The following is a 19,078-nucleotide window of genomic DNA, read 5'->3' on the forward strand; positions in this document are numbered from 1 at the left end:
ATAAAAAAGCATCCAATTAAAATAATTTGGATGCTTTTTTTATGTAATCTGCATAGGAAAGAGTGGGGGATGAAGAACCCCCACTCTTTGAAATTACACTTTCTATTATGTATTAAACCATCGTTACTTTTTCACAATTATTTATCCTTACGACCTGCCTTGGTTCTATATGAGATAAGTCCTCACTATTACCTATATCAACTACAATTGTATTCGTCAGTATGTTAATAATGGAACCAACTAATTTTGTAGCATGATCGTGTCGATAAGAAAATTGAACGAAATCTCCCTTTTTAAAGTTGTGCTCTTCCATAGATAGATCCCCCTAAAAATAATGTTTATACATTATACATACACAAATTTATAAGGTTTAAACATTTAGTAGTATTTTTTAAGTGTTAAGCCGAGAAAGGTGTAGAAAATTTATTTATAATGAAAATAAAAAAATATGTTTAAAATTAATTTTTATGGGTAATTAACATAGTAGTAGTTTGAGATAAGGGGGCGGAAATGATGAATTTGGCAATAAATATTTTGCAAAATGATGTAGGTTATACGGTACAACTTAATGGTGAGATTGATGCATATACGGCATCAGATTTAAAAAATAAGATGATGCCTATTGCAAGCGAAAAAGAAGTTCATATTGTAGTAGATTTTCATAACGTAGATTATATGGATAGTACCGGTTTAGGTGTTTTTATAGCGCTATTAAAAGCAGTTAAGAAAAATGATGGCAAACTAGAGTTTATTGGTGTATCTAAAAGACTAAAAAGATTATTTGATATTACAGGACTAACAGAAATATTAAATTTGAATTCCGATTTTGAAAAAGTAGAAAGAAGGTGACTAGGGATGATGGAGAAATTTGAAAAGATAGAAATGAAAATTCCTGCAAAAGCAGAATATGTGGCTATTATTCGTTTAACGATGGCTGGTGTTGCGAACCGAATGGGCTTTGCTTATGACGATATAGAAGATATGAAAATTGCTATTAGTGAAGCATGTACAAACATTGTACAACATGCATACAAAGAAGATGTTGGAGAAATTACAATTGTCTTTGGTCTATATGAAGATCGATTAGAAATTATGGTTGCTGATAATGGGGTTAGCTTTGATTTTAATAACTTAAAAAGGAAAGTTGGTCCGTATGATATTAGTAAACCAGTAGAACATTTGCCGGAAAATGGTTTAGGTTTATATTTAATCAATACGTTAATGGATGATATACAAATCATGCATGATGAGGGCATGACGGTTTTAATGACAAAATATATACAAAGAGAGCAGGTGGAGAATGATGGAAATCCAATCTCAACCTACAAATCTTACTAAAGAAGACGTTATTAAGCTAATTGCAGAGTTCCAACAAAACCAATGTGATGAAGCACAGGAAAGATTAGTTAATCATTATAAAAATCTCGTATATTCCATTGCATATCGTTATTCAAGAGGCGGGCCTATGCATGAGGATATTATACAAGTAGGGATGTTAGGGCTCTTAGGCGCAATAAGAAGGTATGATTATTCGATAGGGAATGCTTTTGAGCCGTTTGCAATACCTACGATAGTAGGAGAAATAAAGAAGTATTTACGTGATAAAACTTGGGGCATTCACGTTCCAAGGCGAATTAAAGATTTGGGTGGGAAAATTAAACTTGCGATAGAGGAGTTAACAGATCACCTGCAGCGTTCACCGAAGATTATAGAGATTGCGGATCATTTAGGACTATCCGAAGAGGAAGTGCTAGAAATTATGGATGCGAAAAATAATTATCGAGTATCTTCCTTAGATGATGTAGTTGAAAATTCATCTGATGGAAGTTCGGTAGCGAGAATTGAATCTGTAGGTGAAGTAGAGCAAGGATATGAACAGACAGAAAGGCGTCTCGTTTTAGAGGATATTTTTAACGTATTAAATGAGACAGAAAAGAGTGTTATTCATTATATATTTGGAGAAAATTTAAATCAAAAAGATACAGGGGAACGATTAGGTATTTCACAAATGCACGTTTCTCGTATTAAAAGACAAGCGATAAGTAAATTGAAGCAAGCCGCGTTTTTAGATACATAAAAAATTAAAATAATGATGTTTAAAACATGAGAAAAGGGGTAGTTATTAAGTATAGGAGGAGATATTAAAATGTCACACGATGTGAAAGAACTAATAGAAGGATTGAATGAAGATTTAGCAGGAGAATACTCGGCGATTATTATGTATAACCATAATGCTGCTACAGTTTCTGGTATATATAGACAAGTGTTAAAACCTTTCTTTGAATCTGAAATTAGCGATGAACAAGGACATGCCCTATATTTAGCGGAGAAAATTAAGACGCTAGGTGGTACACCTACTACGATCCCTTTACCAGTGAAACAAGTGGAAGATGTTCGAGAAATGTTAGAATCCGCTAGACAATCAGAATATGAAACAATTAAGCGTTATGAAACGAGAAAAGAACAGGCAGCGAAATTAAATATGACAGAGTTAGTTGTAAAACTAGAAGATATGATTGCAGATGAAACAAATCATATGGAAGAATTAGATCGTCTTTTAAATGATAAAGCAATGGTGTTAAATTAAAAGTGGAAATTTATAGAGTGAAAGAACAAATTCCTATTTCTAGGGGTTTGTTCTTTTGTTCTATAAATATGTTTGAGTACGAAATTTTCATTTTGTAACTGAGTATGTAATACTAGAAAAATAGAAAATTATAATAGATTTACATTTTAAATAAGAAAAGGGGAAATAACTTGTGTCCATTTTAATTGTTGATGATAATCCGGTTAACATATTTGTAATTGAGAAAATTTTAAAACAAGCCGGATATCATGATCTTGTATCGTTCAATTCTGCACAAGAGCTCTTCGAATACATACAGTTTGGAAAAGATTCTTCCAGGCATAATGAAATTGACTTAATACTATTAGATATTATGATGCCTGAAATTGATGGACTTGAAGTTTGTAGGCGATTACAAAAAGAGGAGAAGTTTAAAGATATCCCTATTATTTTTGTTACAGCTTTAGAGGATGCAAATAAATTAGCCGAAGCTCTTGATATGGGGGCAATGGATTATATTACGAAACCTATAAATAAAGTTGAACTATTAGCGCGTATGCGTGTAGCATTACGCTTGAAATCGGAATTAAATTGGCATAAAGAACAAGAAGAAAATCTTCGGAATGAACTAGATTTAGCTACACAAGTACAAAGAAACTTATTAAGTAGCCCATTAAGAGAAGATCATATAAAAATTGAAGCAAGTTACTTACCGTCATTCAAACTAGCTGGAGATATGTATTATTGGTACAAAATCGATGAAAATCGCTACGGTATTATATTATTAGATGTGATGGGACATGGTATATCTGCTTCATTAGTTTGTATGTTTATTTCTTCTGTATTACGCGAAACAATTAAATGTTTAATTGATCCAGAACTCGTCATTAAAGAATTAAATAAATATATGACCCTTTTACATAATGACAATGATAATATTCCATATTATTTTACGGCCATATACTTAGTTGTTAATACAGAAGATAGAACGATTGAATATGTGAATGCAGGACATCCTGCTGGATATGTTTTAGTTGATGAAACAAATGTAGTTGAACTGAATCGCGGGAGTTGTGCAGTAGGGTTTTTTGATGAAATAAAGGTAGAAAAGACAGTCATACCTTTTAATAAGAACGCTCAAATATTATTATTTACAGATGGTGTTCTTGAAGCAATTGCAAATGATGAATTTGAGTCTGAAGAGAAATTACGTGCTTTTACAGAAAGAAAATGGGGAGATTTAGAAGAAGAGATAGAAGGGTTTTATAAGGAAGAACAGAAGAAAACACAATCAGATGATATGTGTCTCATTATGATAAAAACGAATGCGAAATAAAAAGCGTATGAAATCCAAACAGAGGATTTCATACGCTTTTTATTGTATTTTTTGATAAATTTGTTCGCTAGGATTAAATTGGGTATAATGCGGCATTATATTTGAAAAACGAAGAGTTTCTTTATTCCCCAAACATAGAAATCCATTGTGACTTAAACTTTCATAAAATAGTTGCTGAACTTGGTTTTGAAGTTTACTTGTAAAGTAAATTAAAACGTTACGACAAAGTATAATATGAAACTCGTTAAACGATTGATCGGTTACTAAATTATGCTGTGCAAAAATAATGTTTTGTAAAAGTGATGGATTAAAATAAGCAAAACGATTATCTGTTGAATAATAGTTAGAAAATGCTTGTGTACCGCCAGCTTGTAAATAGTTTTTCGTGTAAGTTTGCATTTTATTTAACGGGAGGATGCCTTGTTTTGCTTTTTCTAACACATTTGTATTCATATCTGTTGCGTAAATAACCGACTTTTCACTTAATCCTTCTTCGCGAAGTAAGATAGACATTGATAATACTTCTTCACCAGTTGCGCATCCAGCATGCCAAATTCTAATTTCAGGATGCTTTTTTAATTCAGGAATAACATGCTCTCTAAGCGCTTTAAAAAAGGCAGGGTTACGGAACATCTCAGTTACATTAATCGAGAAATCATTTAATAACTGTTCTAAAACCCCTTCCTCGTGAATTACTTTTTCAATTAATTTTGAAATGGTTGGGATATTAGAGAGCTGCATTCGATTACAAATCCTTCTATAAATAGATGTGCGAGCATATTGACGAAAATCAAATCCTGATAGTTTAAATACCGCTTCCAATAGTAATTCAATTTCTAAGTTCGTGCGCTCATCCGTATCTACTGATGGATCAAAATTATAATACTTATTTTCCACTCCAACTAAACCTCACTTATTTTATTAACCATACACTCATTACCGAATAGAGTTGATGTAGATTTAATGGTTTACTTATATAATCTGAAGCGCCAGCAGATAAACATTTTTCCTTATCATTTGGCATTGCTTTAGCAGTTAATGCGATAATAGGTATTTCATTTAACCCTAAATTCATTCGGATATTTTCCATCGTTTCATAACCGTCCATATTCGGCATCATAATATCCATTAAAATAAGGTCAATATTTGTATTGCTTTTTAGTATTTTTAAACACTCTATGCCGTTTTGGGCAGTAATAATGTTGGCATTTTGTTTTTTTAATGCATTTTGTAACGCAAATATATTTCGATGATCATCATCGACAATTAAAATGGTTTTCTCTTGGAAGACGTTATTTGTTTCGGTAGTAACGATAGTTTCCTCAATAACTTCAGCAGGAATAACATCTTCTATCGTTGCTGCGACTTCTAAATTGGATACTTGGATTTCATTTAAGCCATTTGGAAGGTTAGGAATATATACCGTGAAAGTACTACCTTCTCCTACATTACTCTCTAATGTAATCCAACCACCTAACAATCTAGCAAACTCTTTACAAATAGATAACCCTAAGCCTGTACCACCATATTTCCTAATTGTTGCTCCATCTGCCTGTTGAAAGGCTTCGAAAATAAGTTGATGCTGTTCTTTAGCGATACCAATACCAGTATCTTTTACTGAAATTGTAATCCAATCTTTACTTATAGACTGCATATCATGACTTAAATTGTTTGTTTCTATTGAATCGAAATGTAAAGAAACGGATCCTTTTTCCGTGAATTTAAATGCATTGGATAGTAAGTTTTTAATAATTTGTTCAATCCGTTTTGCATCTGTATAAAACAAATCTGGAATCGTGTCACTGTCTTCAATAGTAAATTCGACATTTTTTTTTGCAGCTATATGTAAAAAGTTTTGATGCATATTGGCTGCCATGTCACTTATGTTCGTTGCTTCAAAAATGATGTCTAGTTTGCCTGCTTCTACTTTAGATAAATCTAGTATGTCATTAATTAAAGTAAGTAAGTCTTTCCCTGATGAATGAATGACAGTTGCTAGTTCAATTTCATCATCCGATAAATGATTATCATGATTTTCTCTTAACATTTCAGATAATAGTAAAATACTATTTAACGGTGTGCGTAATTCATGTGACATATTTGCTAGGAACTCTGATTTGTATTTTGAGCTGCGTAACAACTCGCTTGCTTTTTCTTCTAATTCTGATTTGGTAATTTGTAAGTCAGCTGTCTTCTGCTCAGCTTCTTCAGTTCTAGACTCTAATTGTTCATTCGTTGTTCGTAATTCTTCCGCTTGCATTTGTAGTTCTTCCGCTTGCGTTTGTAATTCTTCTGATTGAACTTGTAACTCTTCTGTCATTGCTTGTGATTCATGTAAAAGAGTTTGAATTCGCATACGTCCTATAATGCTATGGATTGTTAAACCTAGATTATCAATAGTTTGTTGAATTAAATCTTGATGTAAGTCTGAAATCTCAGTTACACTTACTAACTCCATTACTGCAATCACTTCATCCTCAAATAAGATAGGGATGACTAGTAGATTTTTAGGACGTATTTCTAATAAGCCAGTAGTAACGTAACGAAAATCTTCTGGTATGTCCCTGAGAATAAAACTTTTCTTTTCTAAGGCAGACTGTCCAATGAAACCTTCACCCATTTTAATAGATTGTTTTCCAATATCAGTACCTTGATCGGCGAAAGAAGCTTTTTTCACATAGTAGACAGTTTCTTCATATTCTTCACGTACATAAAATGCACCGCAAGAAGTTTGCGTTTTTTGTATAATTCCACTAAGAATTTTTTTACCTAACATCTCAATAGAAGATACACCTTGATACATTAAAATTAATTCTGCAAGCTCAGTTTGTAACCACTCTCTTTTCGATATTTCATCTAGTAGGTGATTTGTTGTATGAGCAAGATCTTTTATTTCATCATGTGTATTTACATGAATTCTTTCCGTAATTTTTTCTTTAGAAGAAATTGATGTAATAGCTTGAATTACATTTTTAATCGTTTTTGTAATGGAATTCGAAATATAGAGTGAAACGATAATGGAAATACAAGAAAGTAAGAACAATAAACTGTATAACCAAATCTCTAATTTATTATTTTCAATATCTAATTGTGCAGCTCTTTTTTTCGTTAGTTGCTCCTCAGTGCTCCGGAAGTTAGTTAGCTGCGACTGTAATGACTGAATTTGAGTCGTGTCGATTGTTTGTACATTATTACTATTATTATTTGTAATAAGTGAGTGAATCTCTTTATTAATCCAACTAGTAATGTTTTCGTTAATCTGTTTTAATTTTTCTTGCTGAGAGGGGTTATCCTCTAATAAAGAAAAAAGGTCTTGAAAATGTTTTTCGTAATCCTTTTCCGCAGAGTTAAGGGATTGCACGTAAGTAGGGTTATTAGAAATGATAAACCCTTTCGCTTTATTTTCAATTGTTAGTAACTCTTTCTCCACTTGATTCGTTAAATTGAGAACTTTAAAATCGTGATCAATAATAAAATTGCGAGATTTTTGTAAGCTGGAAATCTCATTGTTTAACATAATGAAAGAAACAAGTAAGAACAAAATGATAACTAAATAACCAGCCATAATTTTGTAGCGAATACTAAATTTTGCTTTCGAGTTCATTAAAAATTCCTACCTTCAAGGTTATTAAAACTTTTCTATTTTAAAGAATGAAAAACGTAATATATATTATATCAGTTTTCATAAGGCCAAACTAGAAATCCCCCTATTGTATTAGGGGGTTCTTTTTTAATAGAGGAAATCATTTTGAAATATAAAAACATATATGAAAGGTAGTAAACGAGGGAATAGAGGATAACAAACATTCTAAGAAGGGAAGAGTGTTCTTAAAGCTCTTTTTGCATCTATTCCTTCAAAAATAAATAATACAAGCTCTCTCTTTTTTACCGTAAGGAAAAAGGATACTAATGTGCTTAAGTTTTTAATAGAAGTAAGTGTTCCGTGTTTACTTATAAACAAGTTCGTTTGAAATGTTGTCATTAAAGCGTAAAAATGATGAATCTGAGTTATTGTAGGCGTTTCATTATAAGAAATAGTAGTAGAGTGAATGGCGTTCATTGCAATATTCCTTTCCATATAGTAAGCATAACAATATAAACATACCCGTTTTAAAAAATGTTAAACATATAAATAAGAAAAAATATAAGTATAGTTTTTTACGTTTAGAAAAGGTTAGGAAGGGTATACATATACTACAAAGAGATTGACTGAAGATGAATTGTAAGATGTCTATGTTTAGTAGATTAGTCTATCAAAATATACTTTTAATTTAAATAAAAAGGAGCCTGGTATACATGAATGAAATGATGATTGATATTACGTTTGATTTAATTTACTTGTTAAGTAGTTCGCTTGTAATACTGTTACTATTCGCTTTTTTCGTAAATGGTTATGTTAATAAGAAGATTAGTGTATACAGAAATGAAGAAGGATAAAGATGCATTATATAAAAATAAAAGGGCGTATATGTATATAAAAATTTAGGAGGTTAATAGTTATGAATGTAGATAGAAAAATAGTAGGTGTTTTTAGAACAATTGATGATGCGGCACTCGTTATTAATGAATTAAATGATAAAGGATACTCAGCAGATAACATTTCAGCTATTGCGAAAGATCAAAAGGAAATTGAACATCTGGAAGAAAAGTCGGGTGAAAAAGTGAATAGCGAAACTGCACATAAAGCAGATATCTTTTCAGCGACAGGGCTTGTAGCAGGAGGAGTAGCAGGGGGACTAGGTGGTTTATTAACAGGTCTTGGTATACTTGCCATTTCTGGAATGGGTCCAATTGTAGCAGCAGGACCAATCGCAGCAGCTATTGGAGGAGCCGGTATTGGCGGAGGAGCTGGAAGTTTAATAGGAGCATTTATCGGCTTAGGAATTCCAGAAGAACATGCTAAAAAGTATGAAGAATATATTTACGATGGAAATATATTAATTTTAGTAGATGCAAAGTTAGATGATAAGTTAGAAATCTATAAAATATTTGATAAGCATAATGCCTATAACTCTGATTTCTTTAAATAAAATAATGGAAAATGTAAATAAAGTGAATATCGTTTTTTGATCTTACAACTTTGGCGCGGCCGAGGAGTCGTATGACTATAAGAGAGGAAGGGCTTATAGTAAAAGATCAAGTTCTATTCTGTTATCCCGCTATTTGCCGGGCAGTAAGACCCCCACCTCAAAATTCAGTGAAAGCAAAGAAGTTAGGTGGGGGGCGGGCTGCCCGTAAAAGCCCGGTTGGTGAGGGCTAATAATCAGTGGGGGATGCGCCCCACCACTGATTAAAGTTTCACTTTATTGAAAAGGAAAGAGGTGTCTTTTCGTGATTGTAAAAATATTAAAGGATAGTAGCGATAGTTTCCTTTGCACGATTCAAAATAAAAATGGAGAGAAGTATGTGAAGAAATGGTTTCGTAAACATGAGAACAATGAAAAATTAGGACGACCAACTTTCAAAGAAGTAGAAAAGGACTGGAAAGAAAATAAAGAATCGTTTATGTATCCAAATATTAAAGCGCTTTATTAAAATGAAACATAATGCGCGTTTCATTCTTACAAAACTGTCACATTCCTGTAAGGTAATTCAATAGATTAGTTGTTTGTTCCATGTCATAATAAAGACATAAGAAAGCTAATCAGAAAACTATAAGTTATTAGGAGAGTGTCAGTCATGATTGTAACAACAACGTCTGGAATTCAAGGTAAAGAAATTATTGAGTATATCGATATTGTAAATGGTGAAGCTATTATGGGTGCAAATATTGTCCGCGATTTATTCGCTTCTGTTCGTGATGTTGTCGGTGGTCGTGCTGGTTCTTATGAAAGCAAGCTAAAAGAAGCTCGTGATATCGCAATGGATGAAATGAAAGAACTTGCAAAACAAAAAGGTGCGAACGCTATCGTTGGTATTGACGTAGATTATGAAGTTGTTCGTGATGGCATGTTAATGGTTGCTGTAAGTGGTACAGCTGTACGTATATAAGTAAATAAAAAAACAGGCTCCCCCTCGAAGCTTATGCTTTGAGGGGATTTTTTTTGTAACTCGTTAAAAATACTTTTCCCTTTGTTTTTTCAGCAGAATGCACAACGGCAACCGCAGTTTTCACATCCGCTAAGTCATACGTAGAATGTACTGTCATAAAACGTAATTTTTTATCCTCAACTAAACGAATTAAGTGACGAAACGTTTCTTGCCATTTATACGGTGACACGTCTGTATTCCAATGTCGTAAATGAAATATGTTAGCATGCACCTTTGCTTTCGTAACAATTTCGGCCCAGTTTACTTGTACGCCTGATAGAAGACCGATAGTTAAAAAGTGTCCATTTGGACGTACACAAAATGCTAATTCATTTCCATCGGATCCTCCAATAGAATCAATCACAGCATCTGCGCCTATCCCGTTCGTTAACTCCAAAACGGTTTCATAAAGCGGAACAGTGGAAGTATCTATTACATATTCAGCACCGAGCTGAAGTAATTTCTCTGTATGTTTACTATTTCTAGTCACTGCAATGAGTCGGAAGTTTAAAATTTGTGATAACTGTGCAAAAAGATGACCTATAGCGGATCCACAAGCGTTTACTAATAAAACGTTATCTCGTTTTAAGTTTAGCGTTTCTGTACACGTAACCCAAGCTGTTAATGGGTTGATGTACATTTGTGCAGCTGTAAAATCATCAATTGAATCGGGAATAAGGACTACAAAATCAGCTGATGTCTTCACATATTCTTGCCAAGTACCTTCCCCGCGTAAAGGTAGCACGCGTTTACCGATAAGGTCTCTAGAAACACTCGCACCAACATCTTCAACAATACCAACACCTTCATAACCAGGTATGTTAGGTAAAGGAATTCTATGTGCATACGCTCCAGTTACAGGAATTAAGTCAGATGGATTAATCGGTCTAACTAACATACGAACTAGCACTTCATTATCTTTTACTGGTTCTATATTTTTATATTCAACTTGTAATACATCTTTTGGGCTACCAAACTTATGAAATTGAATGCATGTTCCGCGCAAAATAATGGTTCCTCCTTAATGTAGTCAAATGTATTATAGCATTTTTAGCTTGGCTACTTATTTCATTATATATATATAAGGGAATAGAAATTTTAAAGAGGGAGTAAACATGAAGAATTAGCCCAATAAAAACTAAAGTTAAAGGCACCCGAACGAGTGCTTTTATTTTGTTTTTACCAATATAATTTAAAGATTATACATAAATGGGGGAGTCAGCATGAATAAAAAGATAATCTGGGGAATTTTAGGGATTGTTGTGATCATGATAGCCCTTGTGAGTATGAATGTATTACAAAAAAATGCCAAAGAAGCTACTTTTAAAGTAGCTTCTTCTATTTGTCTATTAAGCCGAAGCCTTTTTCATTCTCTCAAGTAAACTAGATAAAATATGCGTACGATAAGATTCTAGTTTTTTACCTTCATAAGTACGGATGCCTAACTTTTTAAGTTCTTTTACATACCAACCTTTGCTTCCGAAATACATGTGATCGTTCCCCTTCAACTTTGTTTTATTTGTTCTGATTGTACTTGGAGGTACAGGTAATATAATGAAGGAAATGAATTTCGTGCGAAAATGGTTAACTTTGTTGCAAAAGACATATATACTAAAGGTAGTATATAACGAGGTGGGCAAGACGTGATTATAGAGAAGCACGAAATTCAAATTGACCAAATTACGAGCGGTAAAGTGAATATCTTTACTTTCTATAGAAATAGAAAGCAAATTGATGATCATTTTTTACGTTTACAAGAACCATCGCTTACAGCAAACTACTTCTTCCATTTTCATTTTGATGCAGAGAGCTTACACCTTCTGCAGGAAGAGTTTCCGGGTGTATATCCGTACGACGGTAGTGAAACGATTCATAACTGGACGGAAAAGATGAAGGCAGAATTGCAACATCAGATCCAAACAGGTAAATGGAATAAACGCGTACGTATCGGTAATCGCATTCTAGATGTGGAGTTTACGTGGTGCGACGAAGATATAGTAGAGTGAAAAAGAAGCGGATGACGCTTCTTTTTTTAGCGCTGGAATAAAACGAGCTTACCCGCAGAAGATGTGCAGCGATGTGTTTTTTCGTGCAATCCTTTTTCTTGTAAAATAGATTCACCTTTTGCTTTCGCTTCTTTTTCAGTTGCCGCCTCAAATGATTCGTCCAATGCTTTTGAACCATCTTTTTCAAAGACTGTTAGAACGTATACTCCCATGAAAATTCCCTCCAAAAATTAAAATCAGAATCTTATAACTATTTTGGCATAAATCACTAGAATATGCAAAGAAATATATGACATTGCATGTTACAATAAAGTGACACTTTAATAAGCAGGGGAGTTTTTCATCCCCTGCTTATTATTAGTGGAGCCAATCGGGTATTTAAGGGCAGTTAACTTTCAGATTGCCTTCTTTGCCTATTGCCCGTTAGTACAGGATAAAATGAAACTTTTGAAATATAGAAAGGATCGTTATTTGTGAAACAAGTGAAGTTTATACATGTGGCTGATTTGCATTTGGATAGTCCGTTTAAAGGGATGGAAATGAATGTACCGCAGTCTGTTTGGGAGAGAATGAAGCAAAGTACGTTTGAATCGTTCGAACGTATTATTGATAAAGCGATTCAAGAGCGCGTTGATTTCGTATTACTAGCCGGGGATTTGTATGATGCGGAGACGCGAAGTTTGCGGGCGCAAGTGTTTGTGCGTGAGCAAATGAAGAGACTTTCGCAGTACGATATCCCTGTTTTTATTATTCATGGTAACCATGACCATTTAGGTGGGAGCTGGGCTGCAATTGAGTTTCCAGAAAATGTTCATGTGTTTACGGAGCCTTATGTAGAAGAGAAATCATTTTATAAAAATGGTGAACTGTTAGCTTCTATTTACGGATTTAGTTATTTGCAGCAAGCAGTAACGGATAATATGACAGCGCAGTTTACGAAAATGAGTGATGCGCCTTTTCATATTGGCATGCTTCACGGAAGTGTGGAAGGAGATGCAGAGCATAATCGCTACGCACCGTTTCAAATTCGTGAGCTGAAAGAAAAGCAGTTTGACTATTGGGCTCTTGGCCATATACATAAACGTGAAATTTTATCAGAAGAGCCGTACATTATTTATTCAGGTAACATACAAGGGCGTCATCGTAAAGAGACAGGGGAAAAGGGTGCGTACCTTATTGAACTTACGAAACAAGGAACGCATTGCTCATTTTTCCATACGGCAGATGTTGTATGGGATGAAATAGAAGTGAATATTGATGGACTTGAAACTGTTGATGAAATTATGACGAGCATATCTACTGCGATGAATGAGTGTCGAAGAGAAGAGGGAGGGACGCTACTAACTGTCGTATTTACAGGACAAGGGCCGCTTTCTCCTTATTTGCGTGACGAAAAGCGTGTGGAAGAGATCTTTCACATTTTAGCATCTGGAGAAGAGCGAAAAGATTTCGTATATGCGATGAAGTGGAAAAATGAGACGGTTTCTTTTGCAGAAATAGAGCGTTTGAAAGAAGAAAATCATTTTGTCGGTAGTGTACTGAAAGAGTTAGAAGCTTTCACAAATATGGACGGCGTGTTGCGCACCATTTGGACATCTCCTGTAGCGCGTAATAGTATTGAATCTTTTACAGAAGAAGAGAAGAAAGAGATTCAAAAGGAAGCGGAAAATATTATTTTAGAACAATTATTCCAGCAAGAGAGGGATAAGAAATGAGAATGGAAAAACTCCATATTTATGGATACGGAAAATTAGAAAATGTGGAAATGGATCTGGATCTGTCGATGCTGACGGTGCTATACGGTGAAAATGAAGCTGGGAAATCAACAATTCGTTCATTTATGAAAAGTATTTTATTCGGTTTTCCAACGAGAGGACAGCGCCGTTATGAGCCGAAAGAAGGCGGCAAGTATGGCGGTGCCATGACTGTACAAACAGAGAAGTATGGCCGTTTGAAAATTGAACGATTGCCAAAGACGGCAGCTGGCGAGGTGACCGTTTATTTTGAAGACGGGAAAACGGGCGGCGAGGAGATTTTACACGATATATTAAGTGGGATGAATGAAAGTTTATTTGAATCGGTCTTTTCATTTGATATGCACGGTCTTCAAAATATTCATCAGCTCGGCGAATCGGATATCGGCAATTATTTATTTTCAGCAAGCGCAGTTGGAAGCGATGCGTTATTACAGCTCGATAAAAAGCTAGAGAAAGAAATGGATCAGCGCTTTAAGCCGAGTGGTCGTAAGCCAGAGATTAATATGTCACTGCAAGAGATGAAGAAGCTTGAAGAGAAGATGAAAGAGTGGCAAGGGAAAATTGGCACGTATGAAAAACAGGTCGAGCAGTTAAAAGAGGATGAAGAGAAGCTTGCCTCTGTTCGTGCGGAGAAGGAGAACGCGGAAAAGCGAAAGCAAGATTATGAAATATTAGCAGCGCTTGAGCCTCTCGTTATTGAAAAGCATGCGCATGAGAAAGTGTTAGAATATGAAAAAAGGCAATTTCCTGTAAACGGAACGGCGCGCTATGAAGCGATAAAGGCGAAGATGGAGCCAATTCAATTACAAGTTGATTCGCTCCATAAGAAAATCGAGAATGTGCAATTGGAAATTGCCTCGATTCAAATAGATGAAGAGTTTTTACAAAAAGAAAGTTATGTTGAAGAACTTCGCATGCAGCATATGTCGTATGAAAATGCACGCCAAGAAATGCGAGATATGACGGGGAATATTGCGAATATAAAAGAAGAAATAGCAGAATTAGAGCAACAAATCGGTGCTACTTTTGAAAAAGAAACAGTCCTTTCGTTTGATATGAGTTTGGCAACGAAAGAGTTAATTACGCAAGCAGTGCAAAATGCGCGTGAATTAGAAACGCAAAAAGCACAGCTTGATGATCGCTTTAAAGTAGCGCAGGAGCAATTAGAAGAACAAGAGGAAAACATAAGACAGATTAAGCAACAAATGTTAGCTGATGAAGAGCGAAATACGTTAGCTGAGAAAGAAAAATCGTTCCAAGATGCGGCGTTTATCGGTATGGGTGCTGAGAGAATGAAGCGTAAGTATGAGGAAAAAGCAGGAGCGGCTATGCAAAAGAAAAAGCAGTGGCAAAGAGTTTGTCTTTTGTTACTTCTTATTAACACAGGTGTTTTATTCACGAGCTTATTTATAGATAACCGCCAGCTTTTATTTATTAGTGTCATTGTTTTTGTAGGGATTGTTCTCGCCCTTGTTTTGTATAAAGATCCGTCAAGTGGATTACAAGAAGAACTTCTTACTCTTCAGCAAAGTGCTGGCGGAAGACAAAGTGAAGAAGCGATGTCCGTTCGCTATCAATTAGAAAAAGATGAAGAGATCCGTAAGCTATTTGAGCGCGAGTCATATAAGTTACAGCAAATGGAACGAGCTTATGATAAAGTCGTTTCATCGTATGAGGAATGGGAGAGAGAAACGTTCCGCGCAGGAGAACAAGTCGATGCGTATAAAACGCGCTATATGTTCCCTGAATTTTATACGTATGCACACATATTGCCGGCATTTGAGCGGATTGAAAAAATGCAGCAACTGTATCGTGAAGTAGAGAAACAAAGCACGAGGAAATCTTCATTATATGAAATGATTTCGCACTTTGAACATAAACTAGAAACTGTTATCGGTAGCGCGGAGTATAATAAGCTGCACGGGGCACAAAGTCGTATGCAAAATGAGAAAGAAAAGCGCCAAACTTGTAAGCAACTAAAAGAGAAGCTGACGGAATGGCAAGAAGAATATGAGTTCATGCAAGAGCAATTGAAACAACTGCTAGTAGAACGAAATGCATTATGGAATATTGCAGAGGCTACAGATGAAGAGATGTTTTTAGAAGCAGGTAAACTGGCAGAGAAATGTGAAGATGCAGAGAAACAAGTGGGGCGTTTATTACCGCAAATTGAGCTTTTAGAGCAGCGTTTAACGAGTTTGTCATTAGCTGAACATTATGAAGCTGAAGGTTATGAGGAAAAATTAAAGCGAGAAATGACAGTCGTGCGAAACTGTCTTGCAAAAGAGAAAGAACTGACAGAGCGCATTGCGAAACATCGTATGGAAATTGAGAATTTAGAAGAAGGCAGTACGTACGGTGATTTAATGCATGAATGGGAAATGAAAAAAGCGCAAGTGCGCGAACAAGTGAAAAAGTGGGCTGCTTATGCGGCAGCAAAGACGGTGTTAACGAAAACGAAGCAATACTATCATGAGGTACATTTGCCTCGTATTTTACAAAAATCAGAAGAGTATTTCGTCTATTTAACGGGCGGGCGCTATAGTAAAATCTTTTCACCGTCAGAGGCGGAGCCGTTCATTGTTGAACGTAACGACGGTATACGTTTTTACAGTCATGAACTAAGCCAAGCGACAGCGGAGCAATTGTATTTATCGTTACGATTTGCATTAGCGAAAACATTTGAGCATGATTATCCATTTATTATTGATGATAGTTTCGTGCATTTTGATGCGGTAAGGACGAATCGAACGATTGAACTAATAAAGGAAATTGCGAAAGATAGACAAGTCATCTTCTTTACATGTCATGCGCATTTGTTAACGTATTTCACAGAAGAACAGATTATAAAATTAACGCATAAGCGTAAAGAAAATGAGTTGTAGTGTGCTATACTAAAAGTAACTGATTTGGTGGAGGAATTCGAATGAAAAAGAAAATTGCAGAATATGAAGTTGGTGAACAAGTCGATGTTTTCTTGTTAATTAAAACAGCGACAAAAGGTCTCGCAAGTAATGGAAAGCCGTTTTTAACAGTAATCTTACAAGATCCAAGTGGAGATATTGAAGCGAAGCTATGGGATGTATCACCAGAAGTTGAGAAACAATATGTAGCAGAAACAATCGTTAAAGTAGCTGGAGATATTTTAAACTACAAAGGACGTATTCAATTACGTGTGAAACAAATTCGAGTTGCGAATGAAAATGAAGTAACAGATATTTCGGACTTCGTAGAAAAAGCACCCGTGAAAAAAGAAGATATGGTTGAGAAAATTACGCAATACATATTTGAAATGAGAAACCCGAACATTCAGCGTCTAACAAGACATTTATTAAATAAGCATCAAAATGAGTTTTTAGAATATCCAGCAGCGACGAAAAATCATCACGAGTTCGTATCTGGACTAGCTTATCACGTCGTATCGATGCTAGATTTAGCGAAAGCTATTTCGGCTCTATACCCATCGTTAGATAAAGACTTACTATATGCAGGCGTTATTTTACATGACCTTGGTAAAGTAATTGAGCTATCTGGTCCAATTTCTACAACGTATACGTTAGAAGGAAATTTACTAGGCCACATTTCTATCATGGTGAACGAAATTGGGAAAGCAGCAGACGAATTGCAAATTGATGCAGAAGAAGTATTAATCTTGCAGCACATCGTCCTTTCTCACCACGGAAAAGCAGAATGGGGTAGCCCAAAACCACCATTAGTAAAAGAAGCAGAAATTCTGCACTACATCGACAACTTAGATGCAAAAATGAATATGATGGACCGCGCATTAGGACGCACAAAACCAGGTGAATACACTGAACGTGTCTTCGCACTTGATAATCGTTCATTCTATAAACCGACGTTCCATAATTAAGATTGTAAATAGAATGGCCTCATTAAGCGTTAAAAGCTTAGTGAGGCTGTTTTTGTATTAAAAATTAAATGAAATAGTTAAGAAGTACGCATGGGGTTAACGAAGAACGATTAAAACATATCTCACCACTAGAATGGGAGCATATCAACTTTAATATGGCAGATACTTAGAATCGCTTCAGCCTGTACAATAGGCCTAAAAATAAGAGTTGAAATTTGTTTAGCATATATTTTTGTTAAAAGGTGGGAGGGATCCCTATATAAAAAAAGACACCCTAAGGTGCCTTTCCTCGACTAGATCGGAGTACCGCCAGCATTTCAGAAAAAATATGCTAAGCAAAAAATACAATAAGCTGTCCATATGGGCAGCTTATTTACATAATTCTCGATATAGGAAGTAGTTTTAAGCATTAGGTAATATAAATTTCATTTGCTGGCTCTTATTTTCGGCGGGTTTTTAGCTTTCGCCAAGCTGAACCGCCAGTTAGCGAAAGGCAAGGCGCTGAATACATTTACAAAATGACAAAACTGTAAGAATACACGAATGTTTGTAAGAAAGTTCGATGTTTTCCTTTTTCTTTTTTTATTATAGTGAAAAAGAAGAACGAAATATTCTCTTATGTAGGAAAGGAAGATAATAATGATTGATCTATTAAATAAATGGATGTTAGAAAGTACAGGCAATTTCAATATCGTTGTAGGACTTACAGCACTTCTATTTTTGGGTTCAGTAATTGCACTTATTATTATTTACAAAAAAATTGGTAAACCATATGAAAGAACAAATACTATTTATTTAAAAATTACTTCTCGTATGTTTACTATTCAGATTCTAATGAATGCTATATTTATTTCTTTAGTTGGTAAAGATATTGAGAATTTCCGTCAAATCTTTATATTATTTGAAGCTTTTGTATTCTTTATTGGAGCTATTTATTCGTTTAAATTATATAAACAGGAATGCAAATAATCCACTTATAAGAAACAATAAAAAATGTAAACTTTTCATTTTTAGTTAACTGTATATTCTATACATATGGGGTTAACATAACGTCTCATTATGAGGAGTCAATCTATCTAGAAACCTAGAAAAGCCCCTTCAGATTTTCTCAAGGGGCTTTTCGTTCATATAATCAGTGTTATCGGTAGTTAGGTCTCTTTAGTTGAATGGGAATATTTTGATCCAGTAGAAGAACGCAAAACCTCCAGCTACAAATAAAGCAGCTAAAATGAATGTTATTAGAGGTATTTTATTTTTCATACTTCCCTCCCCTTTTTCCTAATTGTACCATTTAGAGGGAGTGATATGTTGTATAATTTTGGTTGTATGTGATATTCATGTAAGGTTAACATAACGTCTTATTATCGGTAGCAAGGACAAGGAGGAACCCCTATTCTCACAAGGGAACTTCCTTTTTTGTTTTATGGATCTATGCATTTTTTTATACATTCCTATCCTGGAGCGGCTTTAGAGTCCTCGTTTGTTGCTGAATTAGCTGAAAAACTGTACTTG

General features: G+C 34.7%; 21 protein-coding genes. 14 read left to right on the top strand and 7 right to left on the bottom strand.

What is annotated here, in order from left to right:
• Nucleotides 1-112: 112 nt before the first annotated feature.
• Nucleotides 113-313: a hypothetical protein gene (locus JDS98_RS24075; protein ID WP_000391008.1), complete on the bottom strand. Its 201-nt coding sequence runs from the start codon at nucleotides 311-313 to the stop codon at nucleotides 113-115.
• A gap of 197 nt (nucleotides 314-510) precedes the next feature.
• Here JDS98_RS24075 and rsbV point away from each other — a divergent pair, with 197 nt between their 5' ends.
• The 5 genes from rsbV to JDS98_RS24100 all read left to right on the top strand — a co-directional run bounded on the left by rsbV (nucleotide 511) and on the right by JDS98_RS24100 (nucleotide 3,902).
• Nucleotides 511-849 (top strand): anti sigma b factor antagonist RsbV, encoded by a 339-nt coding sequence (gene rsbV / locus JDS98_RS24080; RefSeq protein ID WP_002038093.1) that lies wholly within the window; start codon nucleotides 511-513, stop codon nucleotides 847-849.
• Between the two features lie 6 nt (nucleotides 850-855).
• The gene (gene rsbW / locus JDS98_RS24085) at nucleotides 856-1,338 is read left to right on the top strand and encodes an anti-sigma B factor RsbW (RefSeq protein ID WP_097958781.1); all 483 of its coding nucleotides are present in this window, start codon (nucleotides 856-858) and stop codon (nucleotides 1,336-1,338) included.
• On the top strand, nucleotides 1,301-2,077 hold the full coding sequence (gene sigB / locus JDS98_RS24090) for an RNA polymerase sigma factor SigB (RefSeq protein ID WP_043321481.1): 777 nt from the start codon (nucleotides 1,301-1,303) through the stop codon (nucleotides 2,075-2,077). Before rsbW ends, sigB begins: the two co-directional genes overlap by 38 nt.
• Before the next feature lie 69 nt (nucleotides 2,078-2,146).
• Nucleotides 2,147-2,587, top strand: a complete 441-nt coding sequence (locus JDS98_RS24095; protein WP_000017755.1) for a ferritin-like domain-containing protein — start codon at nucleotides 2,147-2,149, stop codon at nucleotides 2,585-2,587.
• 172 nt (nucleotides 2,588-2,759) lie between these two features.
• Nucleotides 2,760-3,902, top strand: coding sequence for a fused response regulator/phosphatase (locus JDS98_RS24100; protein ID WP_199634430.1), 1,143 nt, complete (start codon nucleotides 2,760-2,762; stop codon nucleotides 3,900-3,902).
• A 39-nt stretch (nucleotides 3,903-3,941) separates the two neighbouring features.
• Here the strand turns inward: JDS98_RS24100 and JDS98_RS24105 are convergent, their stop codons facing one another.
• The 3 genes from JDS98_RS24105 to JDS98_RS24115 form a co-directional block, all read right to left on the bottom strand.
• Entirely contained in the window at nucleotides 3,942-4,799 is an 858-nt protein-coding gene (locus tag JDS98_RS24105) for a CheR family methyltransferase (protein WP_097958782.1), read from the bottom strand.
• Nucleotides 4,800-4,815: 16 nt separating this feature from the next.
• Nucleotides 4,816-7,506, bottom strand: a complete 2,691-nt coding sequence (locus tag JDS98_RS24110) for an ATP-binding protein (protein ID WP_097958784.1) — start codon at nucleotides 7,504-7,506, stop codon at nucleotides 4,816-4,818.
• 204 nt (nucleotides 7,507-7,710) lie between these two features.
• Nucleotides 7,711-7,962: a hypothetical protein gene (locus tag JDS98_RS24115; protein ID WP_000991353.1), complete on the bottom strand. Its 252-nt coding sequence runs from the start codon at nucleotides 7,960-7,962 to the stop codon at nucleotides 7,711-7,713.
• Nucleotides 7,963-8,198: 236 nt separating this feature from the next.
• Here JDS98_RS24115 and JDS98_RS24120 point away from each other — a divergent pair, with 236 nt between their 5' ends.
• The 4 genes from JDS98_RS24120 to JDS98_RS24135 all read left to right on the top strand — a co-directional run bounded on the left by JDS98_RS24120 (nucleotide 8,199) and on the right by JDS98_RS24135 (nucleotide 9,893).
• Nucleotides 8,199-8,339, top strand: coding sequence for a hypothetical protein (locus JDS98_RS24120; RefSeq protein WP_001004563.1), 141 nt, complete (start codon nucleotides 8,199-8,201; stop codon nucleotides 8,337-8,339).
• 62 nt (nucleotides 8,340-8,401) lie between these two features.
• Entirely contained in the window at nucleotides 8,402-8,932 is a 531-nt protein-coding gene (locus tag JDS98_RS24125) for a general stress protein (protein WP_001100089.1), read from the top strand.
• 301 nt (nucleotides 8,933-9,233) lie between these two features.
• A complete protein-coding gene (locus JDS98_RS24130) occupies nucleotides 9,234-9,437 on the top strand; it encodes a DUF4028 family protein (RefSeq protein ID WP_097958786.1) in 204 nt (67 codons plus the stop codon).
• A 144-nt stretch (nucleotides 9,438-9,581) separates the two neighbouring features.
• Nucleotides 9,582-9,893, top strand: coding sequence for a YbjQ family protein (locus JDS98_RS24135; protein ID WP_000637510.1), 312 nt, complete (start codon nucleotides 9,582-9,584; stop codon nucleotides 9,891-9,893).
• A 31-nt stretch (nucleotides 9,894-9,924) separates the two neighbouring features.
• On the opposite strand, the gene JDS98_RS24140 is transcribed toward JDS98_RS24135, so the two are convergent.
• On the bottom strand, nucleotides 9,925-10,941 hold the full coding sequence (locus tag JDS98_RS24140) for a zinc-dependent alcohol dehydrogenase family protein (protein ID WP_374191415.1): 1,017 nt from the start codon (nucleotides 10,939-10,941) through the stop codon (nucleotides 9,925-9,927).
• A gap of 340 nt (nucleotides 10,942-11,281) precedes the next feature.
• Entirely contained in the window at nucleotides 11,282-11,422 is a 141-nt protein-coding gene (locus JDS98_RS24145) for a YflJ family protein (RefSeq protein ID WP_000273535.1), read from the bottom strand.
• 153 nt (nucleotides 11,423-11,575) lie between these two features.
• Between JDS98_RS24145 and JDS98_RS24150 the strand changes: the two genes are divergently transcribed.
• On the top strand, nucleotides 11,576-11,938 hold the full coding sequence (locus JDS98_RS24150; RefSeq protein ID WP_097958787.1) for a hypothetical protein: 363 nt from the start codon (nucleotides 11,576-11,578) through the stop codon (nucleotides 11,936-11,938).
• A gap of 26 nt (nucleotides 11,939-11,964) precedes the next feature.
• Here the strand turns inward: JDS98_RS24150 and JDS98_RS24155 are convergent, their stop codons facing one another.
• Nucleotides 11,965-12,150: a YhzD family protein gene (locus JDS98_RS24155; protein WP_000539550.1), complete on the bottom strand. Its 186-nt coding sequence runs from the start codon at nucleotides 12,148-12,150 to the stop codon at nucleotides 11,965-11,967.
• Nucleotides 12,151-12,411: 261 nt separating this feature from the next.
• Here JDS98_RS24155 and JDS98_RS24160 point away from each other — a divergent pair, with 261 nt between their 5' ends.
• From JDS98_RS24160 to JDS98_RS24175, 4 genes are all read left to right on the top strand, one after another.
• Nucleotides 12,412-13,653, top strand: a complete 1,242-nt coding sequence (locus JDS98_RS24160; protein WP_098911712.1) for a metallophosphoesterase family protein — start codon at nucleotides 12,412-12,414, stop codon at nucleotides 13,651-13,653.
• Nucleotides 13,650-16,580, top strand: coding sequence for an ATP-binding protein (locus tag JDS98_RS24165; protein ID WP_199634432.1), 2,931 nt, complete (start codon nucleotides 13,650-13,652; stop codon nucleotides 16,578-16,580). Before JDS98_RS24160 ends, JDS98_RS24165 begins: the two co-directional genes overlap by 4 nt.
• A 41-nt stretch (nucleotides 16,581-16,621) precedes the next feature.
• Nucleotides 16,622-17,566 carry a 3'-5' exoribonuclease YhaM gene (yhaM, locus tag JDS98_RS24170; protein WP_000726648.1) on the top strand — a complete coding sequence of 315 codons (945 nt, stop codon included), beginning with the start codon at nucleotides 16,622-16,624 and terminating at the stop codon, nucleotides 17,564-17,566.
• Nucleotides 17,567-18,205: 639 nt separating this feature from the next.
• Nucleotides 18,206-18,535 (top strand): 6-aminohexanoate hydrolase, encoded by a 330-nt coding sequence (locus JDS98_RS24175; protein ID WP_097958791.1) that lies wholly within the window; start codon nucleotides 18,206-18,208, stop codon nucleotides 18,533-18,535.
• Nucleotides 18,536-19,078 lie beyond the last annotated feature (543 nt).

The sequence above is a fragment of the Bacillus cereus group sp. N11 genome, from assembly GCF_016483605.1.
In the GTDB taxonomy this organism is placed as follows: Bacteria; Bacillota; Bacilli; order Bacillales; family Bacillaceae_G; genus Bacillus_A; species Bacillus_A toyonensis.